General features: G+C 45.4%; 19 protein-coding genes. 18 read left to right on the top strand and 1 reads right to left on the bottom strand.

The window, feature by feature from the left end; translation table 11 throughout:
* Positions 1–154: 154 nt before the first annotated feature.
* The 9 genes from NEPTK9_RS06435 (at position 155) to pta (ending at position 11692) form a co-directional block, all read left to right on the top strand.
* Positions 155–1294 (top strand): Lpg1974 family pore-forming outer membrane protein, encoded by a 1140-nt coding sequence (locus NEPTK9_RS06435; protein WP_194848011.1) that lies wholly within the window; start codon positions 155–157, stop codon positions 1292–1294.
* A gap of 28 nt (positions 1295–1322) precedes the next feature.
* The gene (locus NEPTK9_RS06430) at positions 1323–2237 is read left to right on the top strand and encodes a glycosyltransferase family 2 protein (RefSeq protein ID WP_194848010.1); all 915 of its coding nucleotides are present in this window, start codon (positions 1323–1325) and stop codon (positions 2235–2237) included.
* A 262-nt stretch (positions 2238–2499) separates the two neighbouring features.
* Positions 2500–3201, top strand: a complete 702-nt coding sequence (locus NEPTK9_RS06425) for a lasso peptide biosynthesis B2 protein (RefSeq protein ID WP_194848009.1) — start codon at positions 2500–2502, stop codon at positions 3199–3201.
* Positions 3202–3365: 164 nt separating this feature from the next.
* Positions 3366–4946: an asparagine synthase-related protein gene (locus NEPTK9_RS06420; protein ID WP_194848008.1), complete on the top strand. Its 1581-nt coding sequence runs from the start codon at positions 3366–3368 to the stop codon at positions 4944–4946.
* The gene (locus NEPTK9_RS06415; RefSeq protein WP_194848007.1) at positions 4943–6805 is read left to right on the top strand and encodes an ATP-binding cassette domain-containing protein; all 1863 of its coding nucleotides are present in this window, start codon (positions 4943–4945) and stop codon (positions 6803–6805) included. The genes NEPTK9_RS06420 and NEPTK9_RS06415 overlap by 4 nt, the downstream gene beginning before the upstream one ends.
* A gap of 10 nt (positions 6806–6815) precedes the next feature.
* Positions 6816–8120, top strand: a complete 1305-nt coding sequence (locus tag NEPTK9_RS06410; RefSeq protein ID WP_194848006.1) for a hypothetical protein — start codon at positions 6816–6818, stop codon at positions 8118–8120.
* 13 nt (positions 8121–8133) lie between these two features.
* Entirely contained in the window at positions 8134–8520 is a 387-nt protein-coding gene (locus NEPTK9_RS06405) for a VOC family protein (RefSeq protein WP_228547061.1), read from the top strand.
* 50 nt (positions 8521–8570) lie between these two features.
* A complete protein-coding gene (locus tag NEPTK9_RS06400) occupies positions 8571–9656 on the top strand; it encodes an acetate/propionate family kinase (RefSeq protein ID WP_194848005.1) in 1086 nt (361 codons plus the stop codon).
* Positions 9653–11692, top strand: a complete 2040-nt coding sequence (gene pta, locus NEPTK9_RS06395; RefSeq protein WP_194848004.1) for a phosphate acetyltransferase — start codon at positions 9653–9655, stop codon at positions 11690–11692. The genes NEPTK9_RS06400 and pta overlap by 4 nt, the downstream gene beginning before the upstream one ends.
* Here the strand turns inward: pta and NEPTK9_RS06390 are convergent.
* Complete coding sequence (locus NEPTK9_RS06390; protein WP_194848003.1) at positions 11676–11975, bottom strand: hypothetical protein; 300 nt, start codon at positions 11973–11975, stop codon at positions 11676–11678. The two genes, pta and NEPTK9_RS06390, sit on opposite strands and share 17 nt — an antisense overlap.
* 366 nt (positions 11976–12341) lie before the next feature.
* On the opposite strand from NEPTK9_RS06390, the gene NEPTK9_RS06385 reads away from it, so the two are divergent.
* The 9 genes from NEPTK9_RS06385 (at position 12342) to NEPTK9_RS06345 (ending at position 20554) form a co-directional block, all read left to right on the top strand.
* Positions 12342–13253: an EscJ/YscJ/HrcJ family type III secretion inner membrane ring protein gene (locus tag NEPTK9_RS06385; protein WP_194848002.1), complete on the top strand. Its 912-nt coding sequence runs from the start codon at positions 12342–12344 to the stop codon at positions 13251–13253.
* A gap of 4 nt (positions 13254–13257) precedes the next feature.
* The gene (locus NEPTK9_RS06380; RefSeq protein ID WP_194848001.1) at positions 13258–14103 is read left to right on the top strand and encodes a hypothetical protein; all 846 of its coding nucleotides are present in this window, start codon (positions 13258–13260) and stop codon (positions 14101–14103) included.
* Positions 14100–14726, top strand: a complete 627-nt coding sequence (locus NEPTK9_RS06375) for an HrpE/YscL family type III secretion apparatus protein (protein WP_194848000.1) — start codon at positions 14100–14102, stop codon at positions 14724–14726. Before NEPTK9_RS06380 ends, NEPTK9_RS06375 begins: the two co-directional genes overlap by 4 nt.
* A gap of 3 nt (positions 14727–14729) precedes the next feature.
* Entirely contained in the window at positions 14730–15569 is an 840-nt protein-coding gene (sctR, locus tag NEPTK9_RS06370) for a type III secretion system export apparatus subunit SctR (RefSeq protein WP_194847999.1), read from the top strand.
* Between the two features lie 175 nt (positions 15570–15744).
* A complete protein-coding gene (sctS, locus tag NEPTK9_RS06365) occupies positions 15745–16014 on the top strand; it encodes a type III secretion system export apparatus subunit SctS (protein WP_194847998.1) in 270 nt (89 codons plus the stop codon).
* A gap of 11 nt (positions 16015–16025) precedes the next feature.
* Positions 16026–16862 carry an EscT/YscT/HrcT family type III secretion system export apparatus protein gene (locus tag NEPTK9_RS06360; RefSeq protein ID WP_194847997.1) on the top strand — a complete coding sequence of 279 codons (837 nt, stop codon included), beginning with the start codon at positions 16026–16028 and terminating at the stop codon, positions 16860–16862.
* 440 nt (positions 16863–17302) lie between these two features.
* Positions 17303–18346: an Lpg1974 family pore-forming outer membrane protein gene (locus NEPTK9_RS06355; RefSeq protein WP_194847996.1), complete on the top strand. Its 1044-nt coding sequence runs from the start codon at positions 17303–17305 to the stop codon at positions 18344–18346.
* Between the two features lie 260 nt (positions 18347–18606).
* Positions 18607–19137 carry a hypothetical protein gene (locus NEPTK9_RS06350; RefSeq protein WP_194847995.1) on the top strand — a complete coding sequence of 177 codons (531 nt, stop codon included), beginning with the start codon at positions 18607–18609 and terminating at the stop codon, positions 19135–19137.
* Positions 19138–19483: 346 nt separating this feature from the next.
* Positions 19484–20554 carry an Lpg1974 family pore-forming outer membrane protein gene (locus tag NEPTK9_RS06345; protein ID WP_194847994.1) on the top strand — a complete coding sequence of 357 codons (1071 nt, stop codon included), beginning with the start codon at positions 19484–19486 and terminating at the stop codon, positions 20552–20554.
* Positions 20555–20955: the final 401 nt, after the last annotated feature.

Raw genomic sequence — 20955 nt, 5'->3', positions numbered from 1 at the left:
TAAGGATATTACAAGTAAGAGGGGGGAGTAAAAATATTTTTATGTAGATCTATGGAATTTATCTCATCGATACCTATGGAATTTTCCTTGACTTTGACAGTCGAAAATGATTCGAGTCTTGCCTAAAATGTTTCTTGTCCTGTAATTTGAGCGCATGAAACAGTTACTCTTATTTTTGCTCCTTCCTACTTTTGCTTTTTCAAGTGTAAAGAAGTTTGTTGCCACCTACCAACAAAGTGGGGAGTTGCAAGAGGCCTCTCCACCACTACCCCAGAATACCATCACCCCCGCAGCAGGACCCTTGATCGGTCAGGATAGCTTTGATTTTATTATCGATGCGGAGCTCCTTGTTTGGTATAGCGCTATTACCGATCTTTCCTATGCAACTCGAGGACAAAGTGCTTCCTCTGGCAGTGATATATCCCCTACCCAAACAACCTTTGTCTCGACAAAAAAAGAAGCGCTCGACAGGGATTGGAGCCCAGGGCTCCGTTTAGGGTTTGGCGCTGTTACCCCTCACGACGGCTGGGATGTCTATGGAACTTGGACCTACTTCTATAACAGCTACTCGAATACCTCTTCTGTCTCCCCTTTTAACAGCTCCGACTTCAGTCAGACACTTACCGGTAACCCCATAGGGACAAAGGCCCTTACCTCCCCTTGGTTTCTCAATCCGAATCAAGACTTTTTCCAAGCAGTCCGCGCAAATGGTGCCCTCCTATTCAACCAAATAGACCTAGAGCTTGGAAGAAAATTTTGGATCAGCTGCCATCTCTCCTTACGCCCCTTTGCTGGAGTGCGCATCTACTGGTCAAGAATGCACTTTAGCGTTAATGGAAGCCGCCCATCAGCAGCCAACGCCGACCTCCTGAGATCCGGCTCTGTCTATCAGCAAAAATCATGGGCCGTAGGGATCCTCACTGGTCTAGATACAGCCTGGGAGTTTGTCCGAAACTGGAACATCTATGCTAAAGGAGCCATTGCCCTCCCCTACGGAAAAACGTGGATCCGAAGAAACGGAAGTGAGCTTTCCATTGATGGAACGGGAACGCTTAACCAAAACCTTAGAGCAACGACCCATGATGCCATTTACAAAACCCAGCCCTTTATCGACCTCGCTTTAGGACTTCGTTGGGATAGGGCCTTTGATACATTTCGCATCCTCGTTGATGCAGGCTGGGAGAGCCATCTTCTGATCAACTACAATAAGCTCTTTGGAGGCACCGATCTCCCCTCTACTAATGGAGACCTGACTCTCGCGGGAGTCGTCATCCGTGGCCGCATTGAATTTTGAATCCATCTAAACACTCTTAGGTTGTCAGTTGAATTCTAGAACCTTCATCATCCTTTTAAATTGGAACGGGAAGGAAGACACCCTTGCCTGTTTAAAAAGTTTAGAAAAGGTGACGACGCCTCACAAAGTGGTGGTCGTTGATAATGGCTCAACCGATGGCTCTGTAGAAGCTTTTTCACAAACAGACGCTCACCTCATCGAAACAGGAGAAAACCTCGGTTATGCCGAAGGGAACAATGTGGGGATCCGCTACGCCCTAGAGCAAGGGGCCGATACCATTTTTATCCTCAATAACGATACAACCGTTGAGCCCGATATTCTTGAGGGGTTTCTCAAGCGAGATATTCCGATTCAAGGAGGGGCAGCCCACCTGATGGATCACCCCCACTTCCTTGACCACCTAGGAGGAAACTGGAATGCGACCAAAGGATCCTTTGACTTAGTTGGGGCGCGCGCCCCTGCAGGTGAATGGACCACGCCAATGGCCCTCGACTATGTGTGTGGTGTTGCCCTCTTTGTCAAAGCCCAGGTTTTTAGAGACGTGGGGCTTTTTGACCCCCGCTTCTTCCTCTTTTGGGAAGAGAGTGACTGGTGCTTTCGGGCAAAAAAGAAGGGGTATACGATCACAACCTGCCCAGAAGCTAAGCTCTACCACAAAGTCTCCGCCTCCTTTACAGGAGGAAAACCCCACACCAGCTACTTTTGGTGGCGGAATCGTCTTTTATGGATCGAAAAAAACTGCCCCAACTCTCCACTAAAGTGGAAAGTAATCAAGGAGGCGCTTCACATTCTCAAGCTCTACCTCTTAAAGTCTTTGCAGTACCCCTTCTCGAAAAAAACTCCGGAAAGGCGCCTCCGTCTCCGCACCTACTGCGCTGTCTTGCTTGGGGTCCGCGACTATTTTTTAAGGCGTTTTGGTGCAGGCCAAGGAAATTTATCTTGACTTGTTTTGTAAGTTATATTTATAACTTGATAATGTAACGTAGATAGCGTTGCGTAATTTATGAACATTAACAATGAGGTAATCCTATGAAATTGTTAAAAAAACTTTTCCCCACAAAAAAACTTGGCTTTGAAGTAAAGGCCTCAAAGTCTACACGTGCAGCAAGCAAAGGTAACGTACGTGACATGAGCAAGTATAGAAATAGTTAAGTCTATACTACAATAAAGGAGAGGCTTTTGCCTCTCCTTCTTTAGGTCTCTAGATGTATTACCGTTTGATGCCACATTGCCGGATTTGCTACTTTCAGTCAGACCTGATTTTGCTTGACCTCAAAAAAGATAAATACCACGTTATAGAAAAGGAGCTGGCCTCTAAGTTGATTGACTGTTTGTCGCAACCTGTCGATAAAGACCGTCCCTTTTCAAAAGAACTTTCCGATGCGCTTCATAAATTTCAACGTCTTAAGATTCTATCACACAGTGTTTCTAAAACACCCGAAGTGATTCCCCAAAAAAACAACCTACCTGGAGCTAATGTCGATTGGCGTATAGAACGCCATTCTTTAGATACAAAGCTCCCTTTAAGATTAAAATTCAAAGCCTTAGGATCTCTTATCTGGGTTTACATGTTACTATATTGCTTTGGTTTTTACCGGCTCATCTTGTGGGTTCAGAAAAAAAAGTCTCGCCGTCCCCTATCCAAAAGCCCTTATTATGATGTCACAACCTTGAGTCATGCTCTCAATCAAGCCTGCTTTTACTTCCCTATTCGGGTCAAATGTTTGGAATGGGCGACAGCTTACACTCTTCTTGCTTTAAGGTATGGCTGGGAGTGTACTCTCAATATAGGGGTTCAGAACCAACCTTTTTCTGCCCATGCTTGGGCTGAGGTTGGGGGAAGTGTCATAGCAGATAATCCCCTGATGTCCAAGCACCTACCTGTCATATTACAAGAGGGTGCATAAAAACAGTGTTGTGTGCAGGGCAGATATCTTTTTCAGCAAATATAAAAAAGGCACTGGGCAACAAGTGTACGCTTTTAAATTTTAACTCTCTTCAACTTGGGTGGACTCTTGACGAGGATGCTGCACGTAAAGGGTGGAAGGTTATCAGCACCTCTCGGAGTTTTTTGTTAGGTAAAGCGTTCTCTAAAGAGTCCTATCTTCCCCTCGAATCAAAAGATCTTCCATCAAACCACAAGGAATTTACTGAGTTCACCCAAAATTTTTGGGGGGACTATCTTTTGATTTGGGCTGACTCAAAAATCTATGTTTTACGTTCACCCTCTTGTCCCATCCCATTTTTTTATACCAAGGCCTCTGAAGAAGGGTGGATCTTTGCAACATCTATGGCCGCTCTAAACGCTCTAGCTAGCAGGCAATTTAATACGGATTGGGCCTATATGGTCTCTTGTATCCAAGAGGATTCCCTCTTGGGGAAAGCAACCCCTTTTGACTCTGTCTACCAGCTTCCCTTGGGATGTTTTCTAAAGCTTGATGGAAAGGATGAAGAACTCATACTTGCTTGGAACCCTCTTGATTATGTCGAAAACTCCCAAACGCTCCACCCTGACGATGCTGGAAACCGATTAATGGAGACTTTGAAGCGCACGTGCCAATGTTGGTTCCAGAGTGCAGATGACATTTTCTTATCTTTTTCAGGAGGTGTAGACTCCACTGTCTTACACTACGCCATCTATGAGTCTCTTGGCAAAAATCAAGGATACTATCCTCTTCATCTTTTTAATGAGCATAACACCGCTTGCGATGAAAGGGCTATAGCAGAACATTTTGCCACAACGACTCACACACCTTTAAAAAAACTGAGCTATTCCAAATGTTTGCCTTATGAGGATCTCGTGATCCCTCAAAAACCCAACATCCCCTCCGTGCTATCTATAGAAAAAAACCAAGACAACCTCTATCTCAGGCAAGTAAGAGAGGGAAAACAGGCCTACTTTGTTAATGGGCACGGAGGGGATAATACGTTAATGTCCTCTCCTCAACCTTCTTTTCTTATCGATTATATCTGTGGAAAAGGGTTAAAAGGGTCCTTATCCTATATCAAGGATCTAGCAAGCGTTGACCGAGCCACTTTGTATCAAGTTCTATGGCGAGGGGTGCGCGGTGTTTTCTCTTCACTGCTTGGGATGCGCCCTGAAAAGGATCGTTATTTTTTTGCTCCTTGGCTGAAGGCCAACCCAAAAAAGTTTGTCTCTCAGACTGCAATGCACCACCCCTTTTATCACAAAAAGCATCGGACCTACCCCGGTAAGCAAGTCCAGGTGAATGATATTTTCGAAGTATTAAAACTCATTGGAGAAAATATTCGCCCACCAGGCCACTACATTTTCTACCCCTTTTTGAGCCAACCCCTTCTCGAGCTTCTGCTTGCAACACCCACATATACCCTCTTTTATAAAGCTCACGACCGCTACATTGCCCGGAAGAGTTTATCCGATCGGTATGGGGAAAAACATATTTGGCGCAAAGATAAAGGGGAGTTTTCTAGTGTTTATATCTGGGGATTTAAACGTAACTATAAGCAAATTTTAGAGTTGCTGATGGAAGGTCAGTTTGTTAAAAATGGCTTTGTCGACCCCTACTTATTAAAACAATCCATCGACGATACCTTAGCAGGCGATATGCGATCACAACGTTATATCCAAAATCTTGTTTGCGCCGAAGTTTTCTTCAAGGGGTGGTCATGACCCGTCCCTCAAAGTCAGAGTTTAAAACCATTTTTTCCTTTTTATATCGCGCTTTATGGAAGAGCAATAAAGCTATCCGTCATCTGTTTTTAGGAGCTAAAGCGATTGCACTTCTCCATGTTTCTGCAGCTGTTTTAAGTCCCCTTTTGTTAAAGGCCCTCATCGAGTGTTTTGAGGGCTCAACAGCTCAAATTTTTGGACACAGCCCCCTCCTTTTAGTGGTTGCTTATGGAATTGTCTGGATGGCCTCACAACTCCTTCCCCCTCTTAAAGAAATATGGAGTACTAAGATCACAGAAGGAATCGGGTCTCTACTCGGTCAAGAATACCTTGGAAAGCTCCATGAACACCCTGCGGATTCCATTACAGCCCATAGCTCAGGCTACTTCTTAGGCCTATTTGAGAAAGCCAACGGTTCGATCAAACATTTTGTGAATGAGTTCATCCTCACGGTTATTCCAAATATTTTACAACTCGTCCTTCTAGCAGGCTTTGTGATGTATGAAATAGGAACACTCAGTGGTCTCATTCTTTTGAGTGCTTCTATTATACTGACTATTTCAACAAACTATGGTCTTTCAAAGGCTTTGCACATTCGACGCCTTAGTAATACCTATGAACGGAAGCTCCCGGAACGGTTTATCGATAGCCTTTTGAATTTCGAAATCGTCCAACTCTTTAATTTACAAAAGCGTGAGGCAAAAGAGTTTGGCTATCTCTTGACCAAAAAAAGAGATGCCGAAGTCAATTTTGTAAAAAACTTTGAGTTTCTCCACCTCCGCCAACTATTGATATTTGGAAGCACATTTTTAGGATTAAACATCTTAGTTGTCCATGGGATTTTACAAGGAACTTATCGGGTCAGCGATTTTGTCTTTCTGAATAGCGTTTTTTTACAGCTGATGACTCCGGTGGCGTTTATCGGCGAATATTTACGTGATACCTTTAAGTCGGCGGTTGATCTCCTCCCTTTTGTCAGTTGGCTTAAACCTCCAACTACTTCCACTTCGAAACCTCCTATAAAGAAGAAAATCTCTCAAGGGAAGATCGTATTTGATTGTGTCGACTTTAGATATGGGAAGAACCCTTTAGCCCTGGAAAAACTTTCCTTCTCACTTGCCGCAAATAGCAAAACCATTTTGATTGGACCTTCCGGGTGTGGGAAAACAACCATTGTCAAGCTCTTACTTGGGCTCTACTCCCCTTCAGGGGGAAAGATTCTGATCGATGACATTCCCCTCACCGATTATGACTTACCCTCTCTTAGAGAAGAGATTGGGGTTGTCTCTCAAGATACCATTTTGTTCAATGATACGATCGCCAGTAACATCGCCTGTGCCAAAGTGGGGGCAAAATGGGAGGAGATCGAGCAAGCCGCACGAGCAGCCCATTTGGAACCTTTTGTTAACGGGTTACCTGACGGCTACCAAACCCGTGTTGGAGAACGGGGGATCAAAATATCTGGGGGGGAGAAGCAACGGATCGCCTTAGCCCGCGTTTTCTTACGCAACCCCAAGATTATCATTTTCGATGAAGCGACAAATGCCATCGATCCTAAAACGAAAGAGGCTATTCTCGATTTTATTAACGACTTTTGCCAAAACAAAACAGTGATTCAGATCACTCATCAGTACGACAAGGTGAGCTCTGAATACCAAATCATAAATTTAGGGGAAGCACAGCTTGCACCTATACCCATTCCGGATCAAAATTTGAGAGTTTGCCAAAGCCAGCGCTCCAGATTTAGCCCCATCGAAGCAGTCCCCTATCCAGGAGATAGGGGCGATGCAGAGGGGGGTAAAGGTGGAGATGCTGGCACAGAAAAACCCCAAATCTTGAACCAGAATGGGTATAACTAAGGAGTGAATCATGAATGAACTTTGTTTTCCTATCCCCCCTGTTAAAACACAACTGGAAAGTTACAAAAACTTTTATGCTTCGCTAAAAAAAGAAGACATTCAAAAGCCCCTTGCAGGGCTATCCCCTTTTTTAAAAACAGGATACGCCTACGTCTATCAACTCCTGTTAAAAGAGAAAAATGAGCCGCAGGTTCACCATTTAGCCTCTTTCTGGGAGCAGGCTAAGAAAGATATAGCAAACAACTGCCTGACACTCCCCCGTTTTTTCAATCACAACCTCCGTCTCGCTGTTTTGCTTGCAGAAACCCAAGAAAAAGCCCCCTTTTTCTATGGGGAGTTAATGAAATCGATCCGAGATTTTTATAATAAAGGTTTATGGCTCGACATCGAAGCTTACGACGAGCTAAAACTCGACAGCTACTTTGCCAATCCTCAGATTTTTAAGGGATATCCCTATCCCTTTCATCGGCTGATGATCCTTTATCTTGAAAAAGGGGATCTTTCGCTCAGGATGTTTATCGAATCTTTTATCGAGGACGAGTTTCCATTTGCATTAGCCGTTCTTCCCGCTAAAGGAGGAGGTCCTCACGGTGATTACTACGCTGACCCCTTATCCTTTTTCATTCATGATCTCTTGCATTGGTGTGAGTTTGTCCATGATCTCGCCCCCTCCCCACAAAAGTGGCCTGTTCTCCGCCAAGCACTGCAGCGGTTTTATCATAGTCTTACACCCCAAAATAGAGAACCTTTGATCGTCCTCTTCCTCCTTCTCCATGAAATTTTGCCGTTTGTTCCAGAAAATGGAGAGATCTCTGTAGAAGAAGTGTGGTCTCAATGGGTCGATTTTGCCAAAGAAAATATGGCAAGCTTCCCAGATCATTTAGAAAGCTTTGTCCTAGAACAGGTGTTAGCAGATACTCCTCTTAGCTCCTCCTACTCTTTTACTCCTTGTCCCGACCTTCCTATTGAGACGTTAGAAAACAGTTATCGGATTCATTTACGCATTGAACTGACAAAATCCCCTTCCCCTTTGGGTGTGGCCACTTTTACCATCTCTTTTGCCCCTCTTGACACCCACCGAGAAACCCTAACTATTCTTGATATAACCACCGCTTCTTTATCGGATGACTGCGTCAATGCGTTAAAAGGAGTTTCCTTCCCCGTTTTAAGTCGCCGTACCCGTTTCAATTTGCTTTTTGCCGATCCCATTACCTTAATCAACAAAGCATCTGGAAAAGAGCTTCTTTCCGATCTCTCACCCCCTCAAGAAATTAAAAACCATGTCAATACATTTTTAAGTCACTTAACCGCTTAAACAAGGAGATACTATGACCAAAACAGCCCACATGAACCAAGTGGTTCACTTTGAAATTCCCGCTGACGATACAGAGCGCGCGAAGAAATTTTACGATATTTTTGGTTGGGATATCGAAGGAAAAGAAGATTACATTGCCCTTCGAACCACCCCAATCGATAAAAACTTTATGCCGAAAAATCCTGGAGCGATCAACGGGGGGATGATCAAACGAACCGATGACGTCAAAGCTCCAGTCATTGCCATCCATGTGGAGTCGGTCGATACCTACATCGAAAAGGTGGTCGCAGCAGGTGGCCAACTCATCATGCCAAAGATCGAGATCCCCAACATGGGCTACTACGCCTACGTCTCTGACACCGAAGGAAATGTGTTAGGGCTCTGGGAAGCCGCTAGCTAGCTCTACCCCTAAATCCCTCCTTTATTGTATAGGGGGGATTAGAGGGATTTATGGATACCGTTTTCGTTCTTAACTGCGGGAGCTCTTCGATAAAATTTCAGCTCATTGAGCCTGAGTCAGGTAAGGTCCACTTGAAGGGGCTTGCTGAAAACTTGGGAACAGATCGTGCAACCCTAAAATGGGGCGATCAGTCGCAATCGCTTGAAAAACCAGATTACGGCTTTGCTTTGGACGAAATTTTAAAACTCCTTGGCGATCAAAAGATTATCGCGATTGGTCATCGCGTGGTCCACGGAGGGGAAGACTTTAGCGCCTCGGTCAAAATCGACAAAAGCGTTCTAGACAAGATATTGGCTTGCAACCACTTAGCTCCTTTGCATAACCCGGTTAACGCACTAGGAATCAAGATCATGGGAGAAAAATTTTCCGATATTCCCCAAGTTGCCGTTTTTGATACCGCTTTCCATCAAACGATGCCGGAGCAGGCTTACCTCTATGCCCTCCCTTACGCACTTTATGAAAAACATCAGGTGCGCCGGTATGGATTTCATGGGACAAGTCACCGCTATGTGGTTCAAGAAGGGGCAAAAAAGTTGGGTAAGCCGCTGGAAGAGACCGCTTTTGTGAGCTGCCACTTGGGAAATGGGTGTAGTGTAGCTGCTGTTTTAGGGGGAAAAAGTGTCGACACCAGTATGGGACTCACCCCTTTGGAGGGACTCGTGATGGGGCAGCGATCGGGAGACCTTGACCCTGGGGCGATTCCCTTCCTTGCCGAAAAGCTCAAAGTCTCTGTAAATGAAGTGACTCACATCCTGAATAAAGAAAGCGGTCTTTTGGGTCTTTCAGGGATCAGCGAAGATATGCGCCTCCTTTTAGAAAGTTCTGAGCCCCGTGCAAAACTTGCTATCAACATCTTCTGCTACCGCCTTTCGAAATATATCGCCTCTTATCTTATTCCCTTAGGGAAAATCGATCGAGTCATCTTTACGGGAGGGATCGGGGAGAATAGTGCCCGGATCCGAGATCATGTTATGGATCTTCTTAGCCCCTTAAGGTTAGGGTCTCTTGTCATTCTCACCAATGAAGAACTGATGATCGCTCGAGATGCCGCAAGGATTGTGAAGGAGAGTCCATGAAGCATACAATCTTAATGGTTCCAATGGGTTTGGGTGTAGGGCTCACCACCGTTTCGATTGGACTTGTCCACGCCTTAGAAAGGCAAGGGATTAACGTCAGCTACCTCAACCCCTTTACCCATCTAGATATCGATCAAGTGGAACATCTTTTAAGTAGCGGCAAAGAAGAGACCCTTTTAGAGCGCATCATCGAGCAGGTAGAAAAACAGTCGGCTGAAGAGGGAATCCTGGTCATTCAAGGAATTATCGGTGCGCAGCTCCGCCCCTATGCCCCCAGCTTAAACAACGCCATTACCAAAGCGCTCGATGCAGAGGTCATTTTTGTCACCACTCCTGGAGGAAAAAGTGCGGAAGACCTGAAAGAGCAGCTCGTCATTACAGCAAAACCTTATGGAGGGATCGAAAGTTCCCGGACAATCGGTTGCATGATCAATAAAGTGGGCGCCCCCGTTGATAAATATGGAAATGCTCGGATTGACCTTTTTGACCTTCCCGAAGAAAAAGGAGAAGAGCGCCCCTTTTGTCAGACTTTTAATCAGCCAAGTTTCCGCGTTTTGGGCTGCTTCCCCTGGAGAAGGGAACTCATGGCCCCACGCGTTAAGGATGTGGCTGAATATCTAAATGCCGAAGTAATTTCAGCAGGAGAGATGGAAAACCGGCGGGTCAATTTCTTTGCTATTGCTGCCGCTACGACAAAACATGTTTCGACCGTTCTCCGTCCCGATGTGATGATCATCACTCCTGCCGACCGCTCCGATACCATCTTAGCAACTTGTATGGCTTACTTAAGCGGAACACGCATTGCAGGGCTCCTCTTGTCAGGTGACTACCCCGTTCCCAAGGAAACAATAGAACTTTGCGCACAAGCAATGAGGGAAGGGCTTCCCATCTTATCGGTAAAAACCGATACCTTGCGGACCGCCATTTCACTTCAAAATCTCAATGTAAAAATTCCTGAAGATGACATTGAGAGACGAACCGCTCTCAAGGAGTTTGTCGCCAGCCACATCAATACCGATTGGTTAAAAGAGCTCATCTCAACAGAGTTCGAAAGAAAACTTTCTCCCCCCGCCTTTCGCTACCAGCTCATTGAAAAAGCGCGCAAAGCAAGAAAAAAAATTGTCCTTCCCGAAGGGGAAGAGCTGCGGATCATCCAAGCGGCTGCGACCTGCGTCGAAAAAAAGATTGCCCATCCCATTCTTCTTGGAAATCCCGAAAAAATTCAGACCATTGCAAGTAATAACGGGGTTTTGCTTGGAGAAGAGATTAAACTTCTCGATCCCGCCCCTTTAAGAGAAAAATATTTAAAACCTCTTTTAGAGCTGAGGAAACATAAAGGACTCACCGAACAAAATGCAAAAGAAGCGCTTCTCGATCCCATTGTTATCGGGACAATGATGCTTGCTCAAGGGGAAGTTGATGGGCTAGTTGCCGGAACGGTCCACACAACAGCAAGTACGATCCGCCCCACTCTCAAGCTCATTAAAACCAAGCCGGGTGTCAAAAAAGTTTCTTCGATTTTCTTCATGTGCCTCCCCAACCAGGTCCTTGTCTATGGAGATTGCGCCGTCAACCAAAACCCGACAGCTGAAGAGCTTGCTGATATCGCCATCCAATGTGCCGATTCTGCTGAGCGGTTTGGGATCCCCCCTCGGGTAGCCATGATCAGCTACAGCACCGGAACCTCTGGAGCCGGGACAGATGTGACCAAAGTGCAAGAGGCGACAGCAAAAGTCAAAGAGCTCCGCCCCGACCTTCTTATCGATGGCCCCCTTCAGTATGATGCCGCTTTCAGCCCCGACGTTGCGGCAAAAAAAGCGCCCGACAGTCCCGTTGCTGGGCAAGCCACCGTCTATGTTTTCCCCGACCTCAACACCGCCAATACGACCTACAAGGCGGTCCAACGAAGTGCCGATGTCCTTTCCATTGGCCCCATGCTTCAAGGGCTCAAAAAACCGGTCAATGACCTTTCGCGGGGCGCTCTTGTCGATGATATCGTCTATACAATCGCCATCACCACTATCCAGGCGGAGTAGTTGCGATCTTCTCATTCGAGTTGAGCCAAGCGTAAGTGTGCTTAAGTCCTCCATACATCATAATCGATGCTGCAGCTAAGGAAGCTAGAATACCTATAAAAGCCAAAACGCCTGTTACTACGTCTTTAACAAAACACTTTTTACAGCCATCTTTACCCTTCTGATCAGGGTGAGAATGTAGGTTATTTATCAGGTCAATGCACATATTAATTGCTGGGGAGACCGCTTGAAATGCAGTTCCCGCAGCCATCCATGGCGGAATTCCAAATGTAGTAGGTTGCATAGCTCATTTTCCTTTTTCGGTAATCTGAAGCAGGGTCATTCTATCACTCAGCTTAAAGGTTTGTCAAACGGGTTTTTTGCATCATTGTGATAGACCGAAACAAGTTCAAAAATTGGGCATGGTTCAAAATACAGCATGCTGAGGTAACACTTCCCGAAATATGGAGGCCTTTCCACCTTATGTAGTTAATCGGGAGTATTTAGGAGAAAGATGCGTCGTGAAGTGTCCACGACTTCAAGGGGGCAGCGGGGGGCTTGCCCCCGACGCATCTTTCATAAGACCAAAAACCAACTTTTGAATTTGTTTGGGTATAAACTCAGCAACATGGTATAAAGGTAATAACATGTCTATATAACTTGTGGTATGATGAAAAAGATATTAAAGACTCTGTTAATTTTAGGAAGTTTCCTTATTCTATTCACTGGTTGCGAATCGAACCGTGAAGTTGTCACCCAAATCCATGAACGAGAAGCCAATATCATCCTGGTTCTATTAGAAAGCAAAGGAATTCCTGCTTCCAAAGTGCAGGCAAGCTCCACCGGTGTTGGAGCAGAAGCCTCCGCAGCTCAGTACTCGGTTGTTGTCCCAGACAAATTTTATATCGACGCCATCGCCTACCTCAACCAAAATGGATTTCCCAGGCAAAAAGGGGCTACCCTTCTCGAGCTTTTTGCGAAGCAAGGGCTCATGACCTCCAATAAAGAGGAGACGATCCGCTACCAAGCTGGACTCGCCCAGCAGCTCACCAATACCATCCTGATGATCGATGGGGTGATCGATGCGACCGTACAGATCTCTTTTCCTCCTGAAGAGGTCACTTTAACAGGTGAAGGAGAAAACAAGAAGATCACCGCAGCGGTTTATGTAAAGCACCAAGGAGTGATCGACGATCCCAATATCCACCTTGAAAATAAAATTAAACGCCTTATCTCCGGAAGTGTGACAGGCCTTGATATCAACGACGTTGCTGTTGTCTCTGACCGCTCCCGTTTCACCGATATTACTTTGGACCAAATGCCCGAGTCTTTAGGGGGAAAACCCGGAGAGTATGTGAGCATTTGGAACATTGTGATGAGCAAAAAGTCGGCAGCCCGTTTCCGCTTCCTCTTCTTCCTGATCACCACCATTGCCGTTCTACTCGCCATTATTTTAGGGTGGGTCGCCTGGAAGTTTTATCCCCAGCTCAAGAAAAAAGGAGGGCTTAAAGAACTCTTTAACCCGATCCCCTTAATCAATGGCTTTCGGAAAAAACCTCCCCCTGGAGAAGGAGAAACCTAAGTAAATGAGCACCTCATCTTGGCTCACCTTTGAGAGTCTTTTAACGCGAGGTGGAGAGGAGAAAAAATCTGTTTTTCTCCGCTACCTCACTCCTCAAGAGCAGGCAAAACTTAACGCATTTCCTCCTCCTAGGACCGACCCCTTATCCCACCCCTATTCAATGGAAGAAAGAGTGGGGGGAATTCACTACTCCTGGCTCATCCCCTTTTTAGAGCCCTTTGGAGAAAGTGATAAAAGCTTAATCCTCTCCGCTCTTGAAAAAACCCCTGCTCAAAAACTTCAAAATCATTTTAAAACCAGCCTCACCCTTTCCCCTTTAAAGCCCCCCGCTAAAAACTACCTTCTCAGTGCGATCTACTGCTGGTTAAACGCTGATCAAAAAGAATTTCTCCCCCTAGAGTTCCTCCCTGATCACCCCTTAAATGCCATCCTCTCCCTCAGCAAAAAAGAGCTACAAACCCTTGTCGACTATCTGGGCCTTCACGACCTTGCCATCGAGCTCAAACATGTGATTAAAGCAGAGCAGATCAAAAAAATTCAGAAGGTTCTTTCCCAAAAGGAACAAGAATACCTAAAAAACCTCCTAAAAACAAAAGAGCCTCTCTCCTTCTCCCGCCTAAATCTCGATGGATGGGGAGGAGATGAAGAAGAGCTCAAGTCGATCCTCCACCACCGAGGGTTTAACCGCCTAGGAAAAGCCCTTTTTGGGTGTCACCCTTCCCTTTTATGGCACATTTGTCACAAGCTAGACACGGGGAGAGCCAATATCCTCAAGAAGTTTTTCATCGATATTAAAAATGAGCAGGCCCATCAAGCCTTGATTCAGCAAACATTAGGACTCATCACATGAGTAAATTCTTTTCCTTGATCTATTCTGGAGAAATCCGCCCCGAAGCAGAAGAAAAAGTGATTCCTGCCGAAGAGTTTAGCGCCCTTCTAAAGGCTACCGATGTCTTGAAAAAAGCAAAAGAAGATGTGAAGACCTATCTTGCGAGTAACAAAGAAGAGTGCAAAAAACTCCTTGCCGAAGCAGAGGAAGCAGGCTTTAATAAAGGGCTCTCCGAATTTAACAAACAGATCCTTGCCTTTGAGGAAAAGGTCAAGGAGATGGAGCATGAGCTTCAAAAAATGGTCCTTCCCCTTGCTTTAAAAGCAGCGAAAAAAATTGTCGGACGGGAGCTAGAGCTCAAGCCCGACACCATCGTCGACATCGTGCGGCAAACCCTAAAACCTGTCACACAAAGCCATCATATTAAGATCTTTGTCTCCAAGCAAGACAAAGAAGTTCTCGAGAAAGAAAAAGACGGGCTAAAAAAAATGCTCGAGCTTGTGAAGACCTTTGTGATCGAAGAAAAAGAAGATGTGACGCCAGGGGGTTGTATTATTGAGACCGAAGCTGGTATTATTAATGCGAGTTTAGAAAACCAATGGCGCGCATTAGAGTCAGCCTTTGAAGCATTCATGAAAAGATAACCCATGAAATTAAAATACACTCTCCTCCTTCTTTTATTCTGCTTTACGATGAAACCGACCTATGCCCAAGAGGAAGGAGCGCTCGGCGCCATTTCCAAAATCGCCGAAGCAGAGGCAAAAGTCGAAAAACCTGGCAATCCGACCCAACAAGCCGAACCCACCGGTCCTGGTTCAGACCCCAATGTGATCACGATGATGGCCGTCATCACCTTGGTCGCTCTTCTTCCTTATGCGATTATCCTCCTCACCTCCTTTTTAAAAATTGTGATCGTCCTTTCGCTCCTTAGAAATGCTCTGGGGGTGCAGCAATCGCCGCCCAACCAAGCGCTTACGGGAATCGCCCTTCTTATGAGTATCTATGTGATGTTTCCCACTTGCGTTGCCATGTATGATGCGGGTAAAGAGTACATCACCAAGGAGGCACCCAAAGAGCTGTTTTCCGCTAACTCGGCTGCCTATATCTATAACGTTGTCGACAAAACCAAAGAGCCGCTGAAAAAATTTCTTATTCGGAATATGACAGCAACCCACCAGCGGAATTTTTATCAGCTCGCCTATCGGAGCATGCCTCAAGACTTTAAAAAAGATCTGAAGATGGATGACTTTATCGTTTTAGCGCCTGCCTATATTACCTCGCAGCTCAAAGGCGCTTTTGAGGTCGGGGTCCTCATCTACCTTCCCTTCTTTGTCATCGACCTTGTCACATCGAACATTCTTCTCGCGATGGGAATGATGATGCTTTCCCCTTTAACGATTGCCTTGCCGCTCAAACTCCTCCTGATCGTGATGACCGATGGGTGGAGCTTAGTCATTCAGGGACTTGTACAAACCTATAAACAGTGAGTGTGAACTATGAATGCCCGCTTGAATTTTTCTTTTTTCCCAGGTCCAGATGAACAAAATGATCCCTACTTTATCCAAGTATGTAATCATTTTGTTCCCTTGAACCTGAAAAAAAATCGAAAACCCCTTCAGGCACCCCTAGTTCTCACCCCCTGTTTTAAACAGTGAGGGCCCCATGTACCAATCAGAAATTTACCAGCTTTCCTACCAAGCCCTCCTTTTAATCCTGATCCTTTCGGGCCCTCCCATTTTAATCAGTATGTCGCTCGGCCTTTTCGTCGCGGTTTTCCAAGCGGCGACCCAGATTCAGGAACAAACCCTCTCCTTTACTGTGAAGCTTGTTGCCGTCATTATGACCCTCATCCTTATGGGAGGATTTTTAAGTGCGCAGATCATGCAATTTGCCAATTCGATCTTCCTTAATTTCCCCAAGTGGAATACGTAGCGGATAGGTTCATGGACTATGCAGAACACTTCTCTAACCTCTCAAACATTTCGATTTGGGGAGCCATTTCCCTTTTCTTTTTAGTTCTGATGCGGCTAGCGCCGATTATGGTTCTTGCCCCTTTCTTAGGAGCTAAGCTCGCTCCGGGGATTGCCCGGATGGGACTTGCCATCTGCCTAGCTCTTGTGTTTCTTCCCTTTATTGCAGTTCACGTCAAGCAACCCATCGGCTTTAACAACGCCTTCGTTCTTTTTGCCCTTAAAGAGCTCATCATTGGATTTATCCTCGGCTTTTTTATTACGATTCCCTTTTATGCGGTCCAAGCCAGTGGTATGTATGTCGATTATCTTCGTGGCGCATCGGTTATGCGTTCCCAAGATCCTGCGATGCAATCCCAAGCCTCTCCTATCGGCATCCTCTACAACTCGATCCTTATCGTCCTCTTCTTTCAGATCGGGGGCCCCTTCCTTTTCTTTGATGCCGTGATGAAGTCCTATGAAATTGTCCCCCCAGCAGGTTTTATCAATCCTCTCTTTTTCAGCGTGAAGAGTCCCTTCTGGAAAATCTCTTTCGACCTGGTCAATCAGGTTGTGACCATCGCGATCCAGCTTGCAGGGCCCGCCCTTGTCGGAATTCTCATGGCCGAGATGTTTCTCGGAATTGCCAACCGGCTGGCTCCCCAAGTGCAGATTGCCTTCCTAGGGATGTCGATCAAGTCTCTTCTTGGTTTGGGTGTTCTTTGGGCAGGCTGGTTCTTTATTCTCAAGCAGTTTGCCAAGCAGTCCTATGACTGGATTGAGCTTCTTAACAAAGTCATCAACTACATGCGCGCCTTAGCCCCGGTATAGAGTCATTTGTGACTTATATGGCGGCTGCGGCTGCCCCAGACCCACTTTCCTCCTCACCCATAGCGCCTTTGGCTATGGGCTTCATCGCTCAAGTAAGTCTGGCTTTGCCTCGCTCTCCCTCTAAATCACAAATGACTCTATACCGGGGCTCGCCCGGGATAAAGGACTGCCCGGAGCAGTCCGCGGCTTCAAGGCGAACCTGTAAAATCGGCATGAAGGAGGGGCCTGCACAGGGTAGGCACCCGGGCCCCCGACTGAAGGTTCGATTTGACTGTTCGCTTGAAGCTCAACGGGGGTGGCGGGGGGCTCGCCCCCGACATGTCTATATATGGCTTACTGGAGTTGTTTGCCGGCTTAACAGCTAAACTTTTTACTCAACAAACCATCCCCTTGATCTTTTTCAGCTAAATTTCTATGGTCGGGAAAAACCAAGGATCACTATGAAATATCTACTTCCCCTTATTATTGCGTGTGCAAATGTGTTTGCTGTTGCTGGAAAAATATCCGATGTCAAAGGAACCATCACCCCCAACGCCGGCCCTCGCGTTGACCACGGAATCGATGTGTTCCTCAATACAGACTTTATCTACTGGACCCCACGGATGGATGGCCTCGCGTATGCCATTACAGGATCGGGAGACGGTGTTTCAAGCACTCCAAGAGGATCGGTCAAACACCTCGACTGGAACTGGGCCCCCGGGTTTAAGGTCGGTGCCGGATTGAACCTTCCCCATGACGGTTGGGACGTCACTGCTGAATACACCTGGCTCTACTCAAGCGCCGATCACAAAAAAGCAGTCAGTGGAAGTGACATCCTCTCTCCTTGGAATGTCTCTAATTTGGTCAGCCTCCTTTCAAATAGCGAAATTAGAGAAGCACGCGCCGACTGGGATATCCACTTTCATACCGCCCACTTAAGCTTAGGCCGTAATTACTTCATCAGCAATTTTCTCACCCTAAGACCCTTTGTTGGGTTTAAAGGAAGTTGGATCGATCAAGATTACCGCGTTCGCTACACCTTAGAAGGAACGATCGATTCGAATTTAAGAATGAAAAATGATCAAGACTTTTGGGGCATAGGACTCAGAACCGGACTCGATACAGGGTGGCAACTCACCTCTATCTTAAGCCTCTATGGAAATTTCGCTATTTCTGGTCTCTGGAGCCAGTTTCAAGTGGATAGAAAAGATACGCGCAACGACTCAAACAACCCCGGAGGAGGAAATTCCCCTCTCAATACCAATATTACCGTTCTAAACTCCGAAGATGACTTCCACACCATTAAAGGCGTTATAGAATTTGGTCTTGGACTCCGCGCAGAATGGTGGTTTTTTGATGACCGTTACCACTTCCTCATACAAGGAGGCTGGGAAGAGCAGTTATGGATCAATCACAACAATCTTCTTAAGACCTACTTTGCAGAATCCGATCATGGCGATTTAATTTTGCAAGGGTTCACAATGAAATTGCGTTTCGATTTTTAGGTTGATGTCATTGCAGTTTCCCAAACTGAATTCCTGTTTTTAACCGTCTAATTGAAAAATTCTGAGAAAAAACCTTAAGTAAGGTTTGACAGTAAATCATCCCTCATGTAAAAATTTAGGGTTTAAGTTATTGACGAACTAATAAGACCTATTGGATGTTCCTTTTGGTCGGCTTTATTTCAATAAACTCTGTTTTTGAGAAGCCTGAGAATCGTCATTCACCCCTTATACTCTTAACCTAAAACCCAAATGAGGTATTTATGAAGAAACTAGTCTCGATTTTAACACTGCTTGTAGCTACAAGCTCTTTAGCATGGGCAAACCCCCAAACAGAATCTTTTGCTAACACTCAGAGTGAGCAAGCCGCTCCTGTTGAAAATAGCTATTTTCATATCGGCTATGACTTTAACTTTTCCCCTTTTCAAGCACCCGAAGTGGGATACCGTTACCAAAAAGATCAACTTGGTCTTGGCGCAAGCTTAGCAATCAATGGATTTATTAATGATTGCTTCTACTCTAAAGTTGCAGCAAATATCCATTTTTTCCCAAAACCTAATGCTTCAAGCCAGTGGTTTGTTGGACTCGATGTTCCATTTAGCGTCGTATGGACTAAAGAAACCAAGTCATTCTGGAGATTTGATCCCGCTCTATTTTTTGGAAAGGATTACTCTCTTGCAGAAGGAAATAAACTCTTTGCACAGGTTTACTATGTTCCCGGAACCCTTTCCCTTAATGAGGGTGACTGGACTTGGGCAAGTAGCCTTGGATTTAAAATCGGTTATGGGTTCTAAAGTAATCCTCTAAATCGATTTTCTAATAACCTAAAATCGAGTGGCGCAAGCGGGAAGTTCTCTTGCGCCTCTCGGCTAGAAAGCCCCATACTTTATCTTCTTAAAGTGTGGGGCTTTTTCAGTTTCTGTAGGTAAAAAAAAATTCCCTGCAATTTTTTTCTTGCAAAAGAATTCCCAATTAGAGTTTGATGGTAGTTTAAATTGCAAAACATCCTTTTCCGATAGGTGTGAGCAGGAAAAAGTAGCGTTCGAATTTTTTTCTTGCGCTATTGTCACAACTTCGGTTAAAAGAAAAAACATTAACGATTGATATTTTATCATTTCTGTAACAGGGAGAATTTTGAGAATGGAAATGAAACTCAGAAAACTGTGGCCTCTAATTGGGGCTTTGTGCTTGAGTTTGGTAACTCCTGTTTTTGCTCAAGGTAACTACGGTGGCTCGAGCTCTAACAGCCAAAGCATGCACTCAACAAGTCCAAAAGCTGGTCAAGGAATTTACCAGCGTGGAACTTTTAGAGAAATTACACCAAACGCCGGCCCTCGTGTCGCCCATGGTGCTGATGTATTCATCAGAGCAAACTTTATCTGGTGGAAAGCTGTCCAAGAAGGCACCCCTACCGTATATAGCGGTATCTCGGGAACTAAAGGAAAAAGTCTTGACTACGCTGATGAGTGGGACCCTGGTTTTAAGGTTGGTCTAGGACTCAACCTTAGCCACGATGGCTGGGACATCTGTTCTCAGTACACTTGGTTGCATGGGTCAAACACCAGCAGTCAAAGCAGCAGCAACCTAGGTTTCTCACAAGACTCTAACGCATCAGGTCAGAGTGCTTCAGGAAACTTCGATTATAGCTTTAACTCTATAGACCTAGAACTTGGAAGAAACTTCTATCTTAGCCAATTCCTTACTATGAGACCTTTCATCGGGTTCAAAGGAACCTGGCAAGACCAAGAGCACACTACAAAACTTAACACGGTAGTTAACAATGCTGTTACAAGCACTTTCAAAGCTCGTAATGACTTTGATGTTTGGGCTCTTGGTTTCCGTGGTGGATTAAACCTAGCCTACTACATGGCTAAAAGCTGGAGCATTTATGGAAACGTTGCATTTTCAAATCTCTGGGCTAACTACACCACTATCGAAGCTAAAGGTACAACAACGCCAACTGGTGGTGATAGCACAACAAACTATCATCGTGACCAAGACACTCACTACGCTGTGAAGTATGTCTTCGAATCAGAAATCGGCCTCCGATGGGAGATGTGGTTCTCTGATGATAACTACCACTTTGCTATCCAAGCTGGATGGGCAGAGCAGTCATGGATCAACTGGGGAGTTTTCGACACCAACGGAGCTCTTAACTTCCACGACTTCAATATGCACGGTCTAAACCTGCAGTTCCGCTTCGACTTCTAACCACCTACGGTTAAAAGACGCTCGGAAAAAGGCACTACGAAAGTAGTGCCTTTTTTATTTATTCCGCAAATATGATCTTTTCTTCCTTTTATCATCTTATAGAAATAAGCAACCTTTTCTGAGTCGTCACTCGAACAACTCTTAAAAGAGTTGCCCTTCATTCCGACTCAAAAAATCTCGCCTCATTTCTAAAGCGCTAAAAGGAAGAATCAATCCCATTCACGGAATTTGACTTCTAATATCTTCCCTGTTAGATAAAAAGTAAGAAACATGGGAGGAGGGGGGGGGGACTATGGCTAAGAAGGCCTTGTTCACCTTTTCGCATTGTGACAAGAAGCTGTCACAACAAGTTGTCTCTCAAAGAGAAGAGACCATCTCTACAGTGAGATGAATCTAGGGTT

Origin of the sequence: Candidatus Neptunochlamydia vexilliferae, assembly GCF_015356785.1 — a bacterium.
GTDB lineage: Bacteria > Chlamydiota > Chlamydiia > Chlamydiales > Simkaniaceae > Neptunichlamydia > Neptunichlamydia vexilliferae.
This window is presented reverse-complemented; position numbering and strand designations above follow the sequence as displayed.